Annotated in this window: 15 protein-coding genes; 9 read left to right on the forward strand and 6 right to left on the reverse strand. The window is 71.4% G+C overall.

Translation table 11 applies throughout. The features are described from left to right. Positions 1-173 precede the first annotated feature (173 nt). The 3 genes from QQS16_RS03485 (at position 174) to QQS16_RS03495 (ending at position 2,885) form a co-directional block, all read left to right on the forward strand. Complete coding sequence (locus tag QQS16_RS03485) at positions 174-728, forward strand: methanogen output domain 1-containing protein (protein WP_286060126.1); 555 nt, start codon at positions 174-176, stop codon at positions 726-728. Further along, on the forward strand, positions 725-2,326 hold the full coding sequence (locus QQS16_RS03490) for a PP2C family protein-serine/threonine phosphatase (protein WP_286060127.1): 1,602 nt from the start codon (positions 725-727) through the stop codon (positions 2,324-2,326). Before QQS16_RS03485 ends, QQS16_RS03490 begins: the two co-directional genes overlap by 4 nt. Before the next feature lie 280 nt (positions 2,327-2,606). Beyond that, a complete protein-coding gene (locus QQS16_RS03495; protein ID WP_286060128.1) occupies positions 2,607-2,885 on the forward strand; it encodes a hypothetical protein in 279 nt (92 codons plus the stop codon). Positions 2,886-2,931: 46 nt separating this feature from the next. On the opposite strand, the gene QQS16_RS03500 is transcribed toward QQS16_RS03495, so the two are convergent. Then, positions 2,932-4,179 (reverse strand): acyltransferase family protein, encoded by a 1,248-nt coding sequence (locus QQS16_RS03500; RefSeq protein WP_286060129.1) that lies wholly within the window; start codon positions 4,177-4,179, stop codon positions 2,932-2,934. 238 nt (positions 4,180-4,417) lie between these two features. On the opposite strand from QQS16_RS03500, the gene QQS16_RS03505 reads away from it, so the two are divergent. Further along, positions 4,418-5,284 carry an AraC family transcriptional regulator gene (locus QQS16_RS03505; protein ID WP_286060130.1) on the forward strand — a complete coding sequence of 289 codons (867 nt, stop codon included), beginning with the start codon at positions 4,418-4,420 and terminating at the stop codon, positions 5,282-5,284. A gap of 108 nt (positions 5,285-5,392) precedes the next feature. Here QQS16_RS03505 and QQS16_RS03510 read toward each other — a convergent pair whose 3' ends face one another. Then, on the reverse strand, positions 5,393-5,839 hold the full coding sequence (locus QQS16_RS03510; protein WP_286060131.1) for an ATP-binding protein: 447 nt from the start codon (positions 5,837-5,839) through the stop codon (positions 5,393-5,395). Positions 5,840-6,050: 211 nt separating this feature from the next. Between QQS16_RS03510 and QQS16_RS03515 the strand changes: the two genes are divergently transcribed. Next, positions 6,051-6,416, forward strand: coding sequence for an STAS domain-containing protein (locus tag QQS16_RS03515; RefSeq protein WP_286060132.1), 366 nt, complete (start codon positions 6,051-6,053; stop codon positions 6,414-6,416). Between the two features lie 419 nt (positions 6,417-6,835). Here QQS16_RS03515 and QQS16_RS03520 read toward each other — a convergent pair whose 3' ends face one another. The 3 genes from QQS16_RS03520 to QQS16_RS03530 are packed head-to-tail and all read right to left on the reverse strand — an operon-like array spanning position 6,836 to position 9,305. Further along, complete coding sequence (locus QQS16_RS03520; protein ID WP_286060133.1) at positions 6,836-7,216, reverse strand: STAS domain-containing protein; 381 nt, start codon at positions 7,214-7,216, stop codon at positions 6,836-6,838. Then, entirely contained in the window at positions 7,213-8,502 is a 1,290-nt protein-coding gene (locus QQS16_RS03525; protein ID WP_286060134.1) for a PP2C family protein-serine/threonine phosphatase, read from the reverse strand. The genes QQS16_RS03520 and QQS16_RS03525 overlap by 4 nt, the downstream gene beginning before the upstream one ends. Beyond that, a complete protein-coding gene (locus tag QQS16_RS03530) occupies positions 8,502-9,305 on the reverse strand; it encodes an alpha/beta fold hydrolase (protein ID WP_286060135.1) in 804 nt (267 codons plus the stop codon). The genes QQS16_RS03525 and QQS16_RS03530 overlap by 1 nt, the downstream gene beginning before the upstream one ends. A 952-nt stretch (positions 9,306-10,257) precedes the next feature. Between QQS16_RS03530 and QQS16_RS03535 the strand changes: the two genes are divergently transcribed. Then, positions 10,258-10,461 (forward strand): hypothetical protein, encoded by a 204-nt coding sequence (locus tag QQS16_RS03535; RefSeq protein ID WP_286060136.1) that lies wholly within the window; start codon positions 10,258-10,260, stop codon positions 10,459-10,461. Positions 10,462-10,567: 106 nt separating this feature from the next. After that, positions 10,568-11,083 carry a cupin domain-containing protein gene (locus QQS16_RS03540; protein ID WP_286060137.1) on the forward strand — a complete coding sequence of 172 codons (516 nt, stop codon included), beginning with the start codon at positions 10,568-10,570 and terminating at the stop codon, positions 11,081-11,083. A gap of 131 nt (positions 11,084-11,214) precedes the next feature. Here QQS16_RS03540 and QQS16_RS03545 read toward each other — a convergent pair whose 3' ends face one another. Next, the gene (locus tag QQS16_RS03545) at positions 11,215-11,955 is read right to left on the reverse strand and encodes an SCO4651 family lipoprotein (RefSeq protein WP_286060138.1); all 741 of its coding nucleotides are present in this window, start codon (positions 11,953-11,955) and stop codon (positions 11,215-11,217) included. Here QQS16_RS03545 and QQS16_RS03550 point away from each other — a divergent pair. Both QQS16_RS03550 and QQS16_RS03555 read left to right on the forward strand, forming a co-directional pair. After that, on the forward strand, positions 11,902-13,584 hold the full coding sequence (locus QQS16_RS03550; protein ID WP_286060139.1) for an Orn/Lys/Arg family decarboxylase: 1,683 nt from the start codon (positions 11,902-11,904) through the stop codon (positions 13,582-13,584). The two genes, QQS16_RS03545 and QQS16_RS03550, sit on opposite strands and share 54 nt — an antisense overlap. A 65-nt stretch (positions 13,585-13,649) precedes the next feature. Continuing rightward, entirely contained in the window at positions 13,650-14,126 is a 477-nt protein-coding gene (locus QQS16_RS03555; protein WP_286060140.1) for an SRPBCC family protein, read from the forward strand. Positions 14,127-14,266: the final 140 nt, after the last annotated feature.

Raw genomic sequence — 14,266 nt, forward strand, 5'->3', positions numbered from 1 at the left:
TGGCACACGCCGTCGGCATCCGGACACGGGTACGGAACGGGGAGGAGCAACCGGCCCGCACGGGGCTGAGGGCTCCGGGCGGGTGGCCACCGGCGTGGCCAAGTCCTTAGGCTCTGTGACGGCCGGGCGTTCGCACGGTGCGGGCAGTGGGCACAGGAGGAGGGGCGTTCGCCATGGAGCACCCGGTGGACGTGAAGATCGACCTGGACCGTGACCTGTTCCTGCGGACGTTGGTGCGGGAACTGGCGACGTCGCTGGAGTCGGTGATCGGTCTGGACGAGGCTTCCGGGTACATCAGCCTGGTGGGCCAGGCGGTCGGCACGCAGATCGACGAGATGTACCTCAAGGCGCTCGGCCAGGATCACCTGTCCCCGGAGCAGGTCGCTGAGGCACTGGTGGACCTCAAGCGCCGCATCAAGGGCGACTTCTTCGTCATCGAACAGGACGACACCAAGATCGTGCTCGGCAACCGGGCGTGCCCGTTCGCCGAGAAGGTCCTGGGCCGTGAGTCCATGTGCATGATGACCTCGAACGTCTTCGGGACGATCGCCGCCCGCAACCTCGGCTACGCGAGCGTCGAACTGCAGGAGACCATCGCCCGCGGCGACTCCGGCTGCCGTGTCGTCGTGCACCTCGTGCCCGGCGCCGGACCGTCGACCGGACGCGAGTACTTCGTCGCCACCGATCTGCCCCTCGGCGGCCCGGACACCGGTACGGTGCCTGCGTGAGCCTTGGCCTGTTCGAGGCCATCACCAAACCCCTGCCCCACCCCGTCGTGCTCTGCGCGGGGGACGGCAGGATCCTGGCGGCCAACCCCGCCGCCACCGCCTCGATCCCCCAGCTGCAAGCAGGCGCCAGCCTGTACGCCCTCGCCCAGGACGACCCGGGCGCCCTGCGGGCCCACCTGGGCAACTGGCTGCGCAGCGGCAGCCCGCTGCCGGGGGCGCTCGTGATCAAGGACAGCGACGGCAGCCGGACCCGTTTCCGCTGCCACGGGGTGCGCGCCACCTGGTGGCAGGGCGCTGAGCCAGTGGTGCAACTGCACCTGCACCGCCTGGACCACGCCGACCGGTTCACCGTCCTCAGTCAGCAGGTCAGCGCGTTGAACCGGGAGATCGCCATCCGGCGTACCGCGGAAGCCCAGCGCGAGGAACTGCTGCTCGCCGAGCAGGCCGCCCGTGCCCGTCTGCAACGCCTGTACCAGCTCACCGCGGCACTGGCCTCGTCCGCGACGCTCGCCCAGGTCGCCGAGGCCGTGGCGACCACGGCCGCACGTGTGCTGGAGGTCGACGGCGTGACGCTGGAGCTGCACTCCCAGCGCCTGGTGCCCGCCCTGGAACCGGGCGAGGATCTGCGCGTCCTGACGGAGACCGCCTGGAAGGACCTCGACCAACCCTGCGACATCGCGCGCACCATGGCCGTGGGGGCGGTACGGATCGCGCTGGAGGCCGACGGTGTCGTCCTGGGCGCCCTGACCGTGCACCCCGGGTCGGGCGGAGTGCCGGAGCCGGAGCACCTGACGGCGGTGGGCCAGCAGATCGCCCAGGCGGTGCGCCGCGCCGGGCTGTACGAACACGAACACCGCGTCGCCGAACGCCTCCAGCTCAGCCTGCTGCCCCGACTGCCCGGCGTGGCCGGTCTGGAGGTGGCGACCTGCTACGCGCCCGGCAGCGACATGGTGATGGTCGGCGGCGACTGGTACGACCTGTACGACCTCGACGAGGACCACATCGGCCTGTCGACCGGTGACGTCGCCGGGCACGGCCTCCCCCAGGCCGCGGTCATGGCCCAGATCATCGCCGCCCTGCGCGGCATCGTCCTGCGCTGCGGCACCCACCCTCAAGCGGTCCTCACCGAGCTGAACGAGTACCTGCACCTGTACCACCGGGGCCAGATGGCCACCGCCGCGTACCTGCTCTACCACCGGCCCACCCGCGCCCTCACCTACGTCAAGGCCGGACATCCCCCGCCGCTCGTGGTCCGCCCCGACGGCTCCAGCCGCTATCTGGACGGCCCGATCTCCCCGCCGGTGGGGCCCGTGCCCGGCGCCCACTACCGCCAGGGGGAAACCGTCCTGGCGGAAGGCGAGGCGGTCCTGCTGTACACCGACGGGCTCATCGAACGCCGCGGGGAACCCCTGGACACCGGCTTCGACCGCCTCACCGCGACAGCCCGCCGGGGCGCCGGCCTGAACGTACCCGACCTGTGCGAGCTGTTCCTGAACCACCAGCCCGGCGCCGACTACCCCGACGACCGGGCCCTGCTGCTCGCCCGGCCGGACCCACCCGGCCCACCCGGTCGGTCGGGAGACTGCCGGGACGGCTGACCGCGCGGATACGGGCCGCCTGGCCGGGCTCAGATCCACAATGGGGGAACAGCGCCGCCTACTGAATCCGGCAGGTCGCGCGGATGAGTTCCGATTCGTTATGTGCCGGGCCGGGGTGGAATCCCCGCCTCCATGGTGCAGTCGAACAGTGGCTTGGTGGGAGAGGGTCCGCAGAGGCATCCGCACGCGTCGGCGATCCGGCAGGCGGGGCGGCACAACCGAGGGCACCGGGCGGCGCCGGCCCTCCCGGCTGACGGACGCCGCGATCGCGCTGCTGTTCGTGGCAGCCGATGCCGTGGCCCTCGCGGGAGTGGTCCTGATGATGTTCCTGCTCGAGATGTCGCACTCCGAACCGTCGGAGAACCCGTCGACGACCGACCAGGACGTGCCGTTGATTCCCCTGGTCCTGGTCTGGTTCGTCCCCGGTGCGCTCGGTCTGTCGTCCTACGTCCACGCCCGGCTGCGCATGCCCGCCACCAGTGTCGTCCAAGGACTGTTCTGCGTCATCGGCACAGCGCTCGCCATCGGAGCGACGGGCAAGCTGCTGGCCCTCGGCTGAAGTGCCGGACGCGACACGGCTGTTCCGTCGGCCACCCGTGACGGGATCACACGGGTGCACGCTCGACGGCGGCGACCGGTGCCTGCCTCCGCGCACGGTTGCGGTCCCGTCGGAGCACAGGCCGTTCGACGAGGACGTACGAGGCGAGGGCCGCCGCCACCGTCGCCGCGCCGCCGACCGGGAGCAGCCGGTCGTCGTCCACGCCGAGGTCGGAGAGCAGCCGGATGACGGGGTAGTGCCACAGGTACATCCCGTAGCTGAGGTTGCGTCCGACCCACGCCAGCGCGGACACCGACAACAGGCGGGATGCCCACGACTGCGGGCACTGGTCCAGCGCGGCCACCACCGTGGCCGACAGGACGGCGGCGGCGAGAAGCCCGACCGTGAACCACACGGGGTTCCACCCGCTCGCCTCGGTGATCGGGATCTGCCAGGCGATGAGCCCCAACAGCGCGAGCGCGGGCCAGCACAGCCGTCCCGCCCATCGTCGCAGCAGTGCCAGCCGTGGGTCGTCGGCGCGCAGTCGCGCCAGGACGACGGCCAGCAGGGCGCCGACGAGGAGCTGGTCGGCGCGGGTGTCGGGGCCGTTGTAGATGCGGTGCGCCGCCGTGGGATCCCAGAGCACCATGCGCCAGAGCACCGGCAGGACGCACAGGACCGCGACCCCGCACAGCACCGTCCGCGCGGTCGCGCGCCGCAGCAGCACCAGCAGCAGGAGGGGCCAGGCCAGATAGAACTGCTCCTCCACCCCCAGCGACCAGGTGTGGCTGAGTGGCGCGGTGAGGTCCGAGTACGGCCCGGCCTCCCCGGCCCGTACGAGGTTGACCACCGACACCGCGGCCAGCCCGGCCGCCATCCACGCACCGTCGAACAGGGGCAGCGGGAGTGCCACGGACAGCAAGGCGGTGACCGCGCACATCGTCAGCATGGCCGGTCCCAGCCGCAGCCACCGCCGCCGGTAGAACGACCGCAGGCCGATGCGACCGGTGCGGGCGTACTCGGCGATCAGCAGCCGGGTGATGACGAAGCCGCTGAGCGTGAAGAAGACGTCCACGGCCACGGAGCCCCCGGGCACCAGGTCCGGCTCGACGTGGTACACGATCACCAACACCACCGCGAGCGTACGCAGCCCGTCCAACCCCGCCACCCGCCCGCCACCCAGTGCCGACGGGAAGCCCCGCCCGCCGGGTCCGCGTGGCTGAACCGACGCGGGCACGAGCAGCGGTGCCGCTCGCACGCCCGCGTTCTGCTGCTCCGCGGCCTCGTCTACCGTGCTCCGGGTGGGGGTGCTCATAACAGCGGCGTCTGCCCGGGCCGGCGGAGATCACACAATTTCTGACGTACCTCACATGCCCGTCGCCGCTTCCGGGCGGGCCGTGCCGCCCTCGGCCCTGGTGCGGTCAGAGCTGAGCACCGCCGCCCGCGGCCGGGCGGCGGTCGTGCGTACCCGACCTGATCGGGCACAGGATGTCGGGTCCGGCAGGACGCGTGCTGCCTAGCGTGGTGATCACAATGAGGAAGGGGACCGGAGCGTGCTGGAGCGGCTCAACCAGACCATGGAGCACATCGAGCGCCACCTCGACCAGTCCATCGACGTGGCCGAGCTGGCGCGCGGGGCGGCCACCTCGGAGTACCACCTGCGGCGGATGTTCTCCGCGCTCGCGGGCATGCCGCTGTCGGAGTACATCCGACGCCGCCGGCTCACCGTCGCGGGTGCCGAGGTACTCGCACGGCGCGAGTCGCTGCTGGAGATCGCGGTCCGCTACGGCTACGGGTCGGGTGAGGCCTTCGCACGGGCGTTCCGCGCCATGCACGGTGTCGGTCCGGGCGAGGCCCGGCGCACCGGCACCGCGCTCGTCTCCCAGCCCCGGTTGTCCTTCCGTCTCACCGTCGAAGGGAGCAGCAGCATGCGTTATCGCGTCGTGGACAAGCCGGCCTTCACCGTCGTCGGCCTCAAGGCCCGGGTACCGCTGGTGCACTTGGGGCCGAACCAGGCGATCATCGATTTCGTCCGTGGGATCGAACCGCACACCCTGGAGCGCCTGGAGCAGCTGTCGGACCAGGAGCCGCAGGGCATCGTCGCGGTCTGCGACGACCTGGACCCCAGCCGTGCCGAGGGCACCACGCTCGACTACTACCACGGGGTGATCACGACGGCGGCGGCCCCTGACGGAACGGCCGTCCTGCCTGTACCGGCGGGGACCTGGGCGGTCTTCACCACCTCCGGACCGGCGCCGCACGCCATCCAGACGCTGTGGGGGGACGTGTTCACGCAGTGGTTCCCGTCCAACCCGTACCGCAGCCGACCCGGCCCCGAGATCCTGCGCACCCGCCTGTCACCCGACAGGACCGAGGCCGACGCCGAGCTGTGGCTTCCGGTGGAGCGGGAACAGGGCTGACCGCGCAGCGCGCAGAGACGCCGTTCGGCGTCTCTGCGCGTCCGGTCGGTCGAGTCCCGTGTTCTCGCGTCGGTGACACGGCGCGGGCGGGTGCGGTGAGCGCGGCCGCTACTGGGGGCCGAGTCCGGTGATGTCTCCGCCGGGATCGTCGGGCAGGGCGATGCGGGCGGTGATGCGTTTGCCGACCGATTCACGCTGGACCTCGAAGCCCTGGGCGACGGCCATGACGATCTCCAGCCCGTGCTGGCCGACTCTGCCCGGGTCGGCGGCCCGGGCCACCGGCAGGACGGGATCGCTGTCCCACACCACCACTTCCACGACGGCGCCCGTGATGCGCAGTTCCATCAGCACCGGCCCGGGAGCGTACTTACGCGCGTTGGTGACCAGCTCGCTGACCACCAGCTGCGTCAGGTCCATCGCGCGGGCCGAGACCGGCAGGCCGTGTTCGGCCTGCACGCGGGCCAGGAAGTCCACCGCACGACGACGCGCGTGAGCGATACAGGCACCGTCTCCGTCCAGGGCGACGGTGTCCCACACCGGAGGGGCACCAGGCATCACGTCGCCCTCACCATCGGAGACTGATTCCGCCGGGCCCGCCTTTGTTTCCCCTGTTCACACGGCTGCGCGTACCCAGCGCCGTCGCTCACATGCCCCTTGGGTCCGGGTTGGGGGGCTGATGGGTATACGCCGTGGCCCCGGGGGAGGCTGTCGGCGCATATCGTGTCGGGACCCGAGCACCCCAACAGCGAGCGCAGTCGAGGAAACGGTGACAGACTCCCAGAAACCAGCCACGCCCGGCCAACTGTCCATCGACCACACCGCCGTCGACGACGTTCAGGTCGTCACCCTGCGCGGCGAGATCGATCACACCGTCACGAAGGAACTCAGCGAGGTCCTGCTGTCCCACGACGGCGCGACGCCACCGCGGACGGTGGTGGACCTCAGCGGTGTGACCTTCATGGACTCCAGCGGCATCAACGTCCTCATCACCGTCCACCGGACCGCGCGTGACGCCCAGGGGTGGCTGCGGCTCGCCGGCACGCAGGAACCGGTACTGCGCGTCCTTCAACTGGTCGGCCTGGACGGGGTCATCCCCCGCCATCCCACCGTCGAGCAGGCCATGAGCGCCTGACCCGTTCGGTGACGTTCCGTGCCGGCCACGCCGGGTGGCGCAGGAGTCCGTGGCGGGCGGCCGTCGAGGGTTCTGCGGTGAGGCCGCCATCCGGCGGGGATCGCGCGTGGAGGCGGGGATCCGGCGTGGAGACGAGAGTCCCGCGACGGCACGGACTGCGTCTACGTCGGCATGCGGTGCAGCCCCAGAACCGCGTGCCACGGCTGTGCCCCGCGGAGCCCGGGTCGCCGTTCGCTGCCAGGGCGCCCTCCGTGGAGCCATCTGCGTCGTCGGCACCGCGCACCGCCGACGTACCTCGGCTGACAGACCGCGAAACCGGCTTCGCCGTATGCCCCTGCCCGCCTACGCGTCCGGCGGACGTACGGCCCTCTCGGCGCCGCCCGCTCATGCCGGGGACTTCTGGGCCCACCCGGTGCCGGTCAGGCCGTCGGTGTCCTCCCGATGCTGTCGTCCGTGTCCGCGCTCGGCCGGGTGGCAGCGACGCTGTCGGGATGGAGGGGGAAGACCTGGTCGAGGCCGACCATACGCAGAACGCGGAGGGTACGGGCGGGGACGGCGGCGAGCGCGACGTCGGCCTGGGCGGCGTCGGCGTGATGGCGGGCCGCGATCAGGGCGGTGATGCCGCTGGAGTCACAGAAGTCCATGCCCGCCAGGTCCAGGACGAGGCGCTGGCCCGGCTGGAGCGTGAGCGTGGTGAGCAGGTCCCGCAGCTCGGCGGCGTGGGCGTAGTCGAGTTCGCCGTGGATCTCCAGAACCGGACCGGTCACGGCCTCTCGGGAGGTGATCTTGAGTGGACTCATGCGGTGCTTCTCGTCGTCGGGCCGGGGGCGGGGACGCCCAGGGCGAGCAAGGCCGTGTCGTCGTCGAGGCCGTCACCGAAGCCGTCCAGCAGGCCGGTCAGCGCCTGGATGACGGCCTGCGGGGTCCTGCCGGCGTGTTCGGCCGCGAAGTCCCGCAATGCGTCCTCCCCGTACAGGCTGGTGCGTTCGGTGCCGGTGCGCGCCTCGGTGAGGCCGTCGGTGTAGAGCAGGAGGGTGTCGCCGGGGCCGAGGGTGGTGGTGGCGGTGACGAAGTGCGCGGCGGGCAGGACGCCGACGAGGAGGCCGCCCGGGGTGGGCAGGAAGTCGGCGCCACCGTCGGCGCGCAGGACGAGGGCCGGGGGGTGACCGCCTGAGGCGAGGCGGACGCTGACCCGCCGGGTCGCGGGGTCGGGTTCGAGCATGCCGAAGATGGCGGTGCAGTAGCGGGGATCGCCGCTCCCGGTGTAACGCTCGTGGAGCACCGTGTTCAGGGTGGTGAGGGCGGCGACGGGGTCGGAGCCGTGCACGGCGGCGGCGCGCAGGGTGTAGCGAGTCAGTGAGGTCAGCGCGGCGGCCTGGGGGCCCTTGCCGCAGACGTCGCCGAGGAAGAAGGCGAAACACGTGCCGTCGACGGGGAAGAGATCGTAGAAGTCGCCGCCGAGCCGGTCGGGGGCGGCGGTGCGGTAGTGGGCGGCCGCCTCCATTCCGGGTACCGGCGTCAGCGTGGCGGGCAGCAGCGACTGCTGGAGCACGCCGAGGGCGTCCTGCAGCCGGGCACGATCGGTCTCCGACTGCCTGCGTGCTTCCTCGGCTGCCTTCCGGGCTCGCAGGAGTTCCTCTTCGTAGGCACGGCGGTCCCGGGCGTCGAAGACCGTGGTGCGGATCAGCAGCGGCTCGCCGGTACTGCCGCGTTTGACGACGGACGAGATCAGCACCGGCATCCGGGCCCCGTCGGCCTGTTTGATCTCGAGCGCTATGCCGCCGATCTCGCCCTGCATCCGCAGCAGCGGCGCGAAGTGCGTCTCGTGATACAGCTTGCCGCCCACGGTCAGCAGGTCGGTGAACCGCATCCGGCCCACCACCGCCTCCCGCTCCAGTCCGAGCCAGCCGAGCAGCGTGGCGTTGATCTTCGCGATGGTGCCGTCCATCAGCGTGGAGAGGTAACCGCACGGCGCGCTCTCGTACAGCTCCTCGGCGCTGTCCTCCAGCAGCGCGGCGAACGCCGCCCCCGGCGTTCGCCCGTCGCCGGCTCCGTGCGGGTCGGGCTGCCGCCCGGTGCCGCACATCACCGCAGGCCTGCCAGGAAGCCGGTGATCGCCTCGTTCGTGGCTTCGGGTGCGGACAGGTGCGGGCAGTGCCCGGTCGCATCGAGAGTGACCAGTGTCGAGCCGGGTATCGCCTGGTGGACGAAGGCACCGACCTCCCGGGGCGCGATGACGTCCTGGGCGCACTCCAGCACCAGCGTCGGCACTCGCACGGTTTTCAGGTCGTCTCGTGAGTCGGACAGGAACGTGGTCCGGGCGAAGACGCGCGCCATCTCCGGGTCCGTGGCGCAGAAGCTGTTCCTCAGCTCCTCGCCGAGCTCCGGTCGGTCCGCGTTCCCCATGATCACCGGCGCCATGGCCGCCGACCAGCCCAGATAGTTCGACTCCAGTGAGACCAGCAGCTCGTCGATGTCCGGCGCGCTGAACCCGCCCCGGTAGCCCTCGTCGTCGATGTACCGCGGAGACGGAGCGACCATCACCAGCGCGCCGATGCGCTCCGGGGCCATGTCGGCGGCGAGCACCCCGGTCATCGCGCTGACCGAGTGCCCCACGAACACCGCGTCGCGCAGGTCGAGCGCTTCGCACACCTCCACCGCGTCCCGCGCATAGCCGTGCAGCGAGGCGTAGCGGCTCTCGGAGAACGCGGACAGCTCCGAGCGGCCCGAGCCCACGTAGTCGAACAGCACCACCCGGTAGTCCTCGACCAGGGCAGGCACCGTCAGCCGCCACATGTTCTGATCACAGCCGAACCCGTGAGCCAGCACCACCGCCGGCCCCTGCGGGTTGCCGGTGACGAAGACGTTGTTCCTGCGGCCGATGTCCATACCCGCCATTCTCCCAAACCGGGCTCGCCACTTCTCCACGACCCAGGAGTGTCCATGAGGGGACCCGCGCGCCGCCGGGACACGACTTCACGCCGTCCCACAGCAGGTCAGCCACCCCGCCATGCTGCCCAGCCCGCCGACCCGACGCACCCCCTCTGTCGTCACCAAGGCAGAGGGACGCCCCGGAGCACCCCCGGCGCACCGGCTCCCCTGCACACCTGCTCCCGTACCCTCGCTCCTCACCTCCCGTGGGAGGCGGTCCCGGCCCGGTGGTCGGTCAGGCGTGTGAAGACCTGGTGGCGGCGCGCGGCGGACCGGTGCGGACCGAGGGAAAGCGGGGCAGAAGGTGTGGCACCACTTCCCCGTGGCCTCCGCAGGGCCGACGGTGCCTGTTCTGGGGAGCGGCACCCGCGTGCTCACCGCTCCAGTCGGCTCTGCGGAGGACGTGGTGGCCCGGCATCGCGGGCTGCTCGGGCGCGGCCGGCGATCGGGCGGCTCGGGGTGGCCGGTCGGCAGAGGACGGCCTGCCGGGACGAACACCCCGCGCGGCCGGGACACTCCAGCTGGCGCGGTGAGTACGCGTCAGAAGTTGTGCACGAGCTGGGTCGCCATCCAGAAGACAACCGCGAGCGCGGCAAGCAGCCCGATTCCCTGGACGATCCGGAGGGGCATCCTGCGCATGGCGTCATCCGCCTTCCTCGTTGGCGGACTCGGGTCAGTCCTGTCCGTGTTCTACCCCCCATCGACGGCTCTGCACCCGGCATGCCCGGGACACCGGTCACCGACTGTTTCAGGGAGCCTTGCGGGGGGTCCGATCCGGTCCGATCCGATTCAAACCCGAGGCGCCCCGGTTTCGCTCTGCCGGCCTACCCCGGTTGGCGGCATCCGCCGCGCGCCCTTTCGCTGGGAGCAAGGCCACTTCCCACCTGTCGAACGCGCAGAGAGGAACGCCATGTACGAGATGCGGGCGGAGCCCGGAGGCGACCAGGGTGAGCTGGTCTGGCATGTCATGTCCAAGGACGCCAGCGGCCACCCCCTGTGCGGGCGCCGCCTCACCCGGGTCAACTCCGCCACGAGCGACGAGAAGACAGCCGAGCGGTACTGCGCCCCCTGTATGACCGCCTTTCGTGACGCGTTGCAGGACAGCCCTGCCTGAACGCCCCGCGTGACCAGGGACGCCGGATCGGGGTGATCGACCCGTGACTGACTCCTCTTCTGAAATGCACCCTGTCACGGTCGATCGGCGACCTAGAGTCATGGTCATGACGACGTCGAGGAACAACGAAAGCCCCGGGGACTTCGCCCCCGTACTCACCCGTGCCGCTGAAGCGGAGACCACCCGCGACCCCAGCAGTGTCATGGCACTCCTCGCGGACTCCGAGCACACCGGCGGACGGCTCACCAGCTACCGGTCCACGTTCGCCGAAGGGGCGGTGGGAGCGCCCGCCCATCTGCACAGGAAGGCGTCCGAACTGTTCTTCGTGATCGAGGGAGCGCTTCAGGTGCTGGTGGGTGAGGAGGTCACCGTCCTCGAACAGGGCGACTTCCTGGTCGTACCGCCCCACACCCCGCACGCCTTCGCCGCCGCGCCCGGCAGGACGGCCGACGTCCTGTTCGTCTTCACCCCGGGCGCCGACCGCTTCGACTATCTGCGGCTCCTCGGCCGGGTGATGCGCGGCGAAGCCGACCCGCAGGAGATCAAGGACTCCTCGGAGCGGTTCGACAACCACTACGTCGACAGTCCCGCGTGGCGCGAGGCTCTCGCCGCGCGGAGCTGAGATCTGACGCCGTCGCGTCAAGGCATCCGCACGGGGCGGGGAGCCGTGTCACTGCGGGCCGCCGGCTGGTGGGCGCGACCGCACGCGAACAGCGGCAGTTCGGCGGGCGGATCGCGGGGCCCGCCCGCCCGTCAGTCCGCCGAAGGAAGCCCCATACGGGTGTCCTCGGTCGGCGGTGCCTCGACGGTCACGGGCTGGTTGACGTCGAGGAAGGTGACGGTCAGATCGAGGGGACCGGGCGCGTTGGCGCCCTGCAGGGAAAAGGCCTGGCCCCGCACACGGAACTGCTTGGCGCGGTCGTCGCCGTCCACCCACAGGTCCATGGTGAGCGTGCGGTCGATCCTGAGCCCTGTGACGTACATGAGGGTCTTGATCAGGCGCTCGCGGGTCGCCCCGTCCGCGGCGGCACGTGCGTCGGACAGTCCCTTCGTGGTGACCGTTCCCGTGTAGTGCGTGGTCCCCGTGCCGTCGACCGTCTCCTCCCCGACCGTCCGCACATTCGGCGAGCCGGCCAGAACCGTCGACTGGACGGCCGGGCTTCCCTCCATCTGACGGGGCAGTACGCCGTAGGACTGCGTTTCCAACGCGTCACCGCCCCATGCGGCCGGGGCTACTCCCCACCAGCTCTTGCCGTCCAGCTTGGCGGGGTCGACCCCCTTTCCGCCGACGTACATCGTCTTGCCGACGAAGCGGACCTCCAGCGGGTGGCCCGGCTGGTCGGCCATGGTCATCTTCATGCGCATGGCCAGGGGCTTCGTGGTCATGCACGCCTCGGCCGACAGCCGGCCCATGTCCGGCACCGTGCCGGTGACCCGGTAGTGGAGGGACGTGACGCCCTCGGAGTTCTTCGCCGCCTCCGTCACGGCGGCCATGGCAGACGCCCCCGGCGTGTCCCCCTTCGCGGCCTCGGTCGCGGAATCCTTCGCCCCCTCGTTCGCGGCCTCGGTCGCGAAGCACTTCGCCCCCTCGTTCGCGCGGAGCTGAGGGCGGACTCGGTCGCGGCCCGGATCGCGGCCAACCCACTGGCGCGGCAGGCTTCGTCACCGGACGCCCAGTACGCCGTCTTCACCAACTCCACCTACGACGGCCTGTGTTACGACGCCCCGGCGGCGGCGCGGGCGTTCGCCGCGAGCACACCCCGGCTGCACTTCGACGAGGCCTGGTTCGCGTACGCCCGCTTCCACCCGCTCTACGCGGGCCGGTACGGCATGTCGGTGGACGAGGGCACCTTCCCCGGCCCGGACCGGCCGACCGTCTTCGCGACCCAGTCCACGCACAAGCTGCTGGCCGCGCTCTCGCAGAGCGCGATGGTGCATGTCAGGCCCGCGCCCAGGGCGCCCGTGGAACACGACCGGTTCAACGAGGCTCTGATGATGCACGGCACCACCTCTCCGCTCTACCCGATGATCGTCTCGCTGGACGTGGCGACGGCGATGATGGACGGGCCGCAGGGGCACTGGCTGCTCGACGAGGCCGTGACCGAGGCGGTCCGGTTCCGCCAGGAGATGGTGCGCATCCGGCGTCGTATCGAGGAGGCCGGCGACCGGCCGCCGTGGTTCTTCGGCGTGTGGCAGCCCGACACGGTCACCGACCCGGGCACCGGTGCCCGACTGCGGTTCGACGAGGCCTCCCCCGAGCTGCTGCGCACCGAGCCGTCCTGCTGGCACCTGGAACCCGGGGCGGCCTGGCACGGCTTCCCGGGACTCACCGACGGCTACTGCATGCTGGACCCGATCAAGGTCACCCTGACCTGCCCGGGCATCGACGCGACCGGCGAGACGGCCGGGTGGGGCGTCCCGGCCCGGGTGCTCACCGCGTACCTGGCCACCCGCCACATCGTCGTGGAGAAGACCGACAGCTACACCACACTGGTGCTGTTCTCCATGGGCATCACGAAGGGCAAGTGGGGCACTCTCCTCGACGCCCTGATGGACTTCAAGGCCCTCTACGACGAGGACGCCCCGCTCGACCGCGTCCTGCCCGCGCTGGTCACCGAGCACCCGAGGCGCTACGCCGGCCTGACCCTGCGCGCGCTGTGCCAGGACATGCACGACCACCTGAGTTCCGCCGGTCTCGTCGATCTGCTGGACACCGCGTTCCAGCAGTTGCCGGAGCCGGTCGCCCCGCCGCAGCTGTGCTACCAGCAGCTGATCCGCGGCGGCACGCACCGCGTGCGGCTGGCCGACGCGCCGGGCCAGGTGGCCGCCGCCATGGTCACCGTCACCCCGCCCGGCATTCCCGTCCTGATGCCCGGTGAGAGCGTCGGCGCGTCCGACGGCCCGCTGCTGCGCTACCTCACCGCCCTGGAGTCCTTCGACCGCCGCTTCCCCGGGTTCCGCAGCGAGACCCACGGGGTGACCCTCGAACCCGACACCGGTGACTACCTCATCGAGTGCCTGCGTCCGATGAAGAACCACCGGACCAACACCGCCGCGCAGGGGCGCCGCGCCATGACACCGGCCCAGCGCAGTCACCCGAAGGAGAGCCGCAGGCGACCCTGACCCCGATGGCCCGTTCAGGACCGGAACCCGCGCAGGCGTTGCACCTCGGTTCTAGGATCGGGGCCATGGGAAGAACCGACCGCGCCAGCCAGGTGATCGCGGCGCCACCGTCGGCCGTCTACCACGCGCTCCTCGACCGGGAGTCCCTCGAGACCTGGCTGCCGCCGGCCGGCATGCGGGGACGGATCGAACGGTGGGATCCCCGGCCGGGAGGCGGATTCCGGATGGTGCTCACCTACCTCGACGCCTCCGACAGTCCCGGCAAGTCGTCGCAGGCGACGGATGTCGTCGACGTCGGGTTCGCCGACCTGACGCCACCGGAGCGTGTGGTGCAGCGGGCGGTGTTCGAGGCCGACGATCCGGCGTACTCGGGCACCATGACGATGACCTGGCAGCTCACTGCCCACGGCGAAGGAGGCGACGGAACCGAGGTGACGGTCATCGCCACCGACGTGCCACCCGGCATCGACCCGTCGGACCACGAGGCCGGGATGGCCTCCTCGTTGGCCAACCTGGCGTCCTACGTCGAAGCGGCCGACTGACTCGGGCCGACCGCGAACCGGGCCCGGCCGCGTCGTCCAGAGCGCGGCCGGACGCCACGCCCGTCGCGGTCGGACGCTCACGCCCGTCGCGGTCCGGACGCTCACGCCCGTCGCGGTCCGGACGCTCACGCCCGTCGCGG

The organism is Streptomyces sp. ALI-76-A, from assembly GCF_030287445.1.
In the GTDB taxonomy this organism is placed as follows: domain Bacteria; phylum Actinomycetota; class Actinomycetes; order Streptomycetales; family Streptomycetaceae; genus Streptomyces.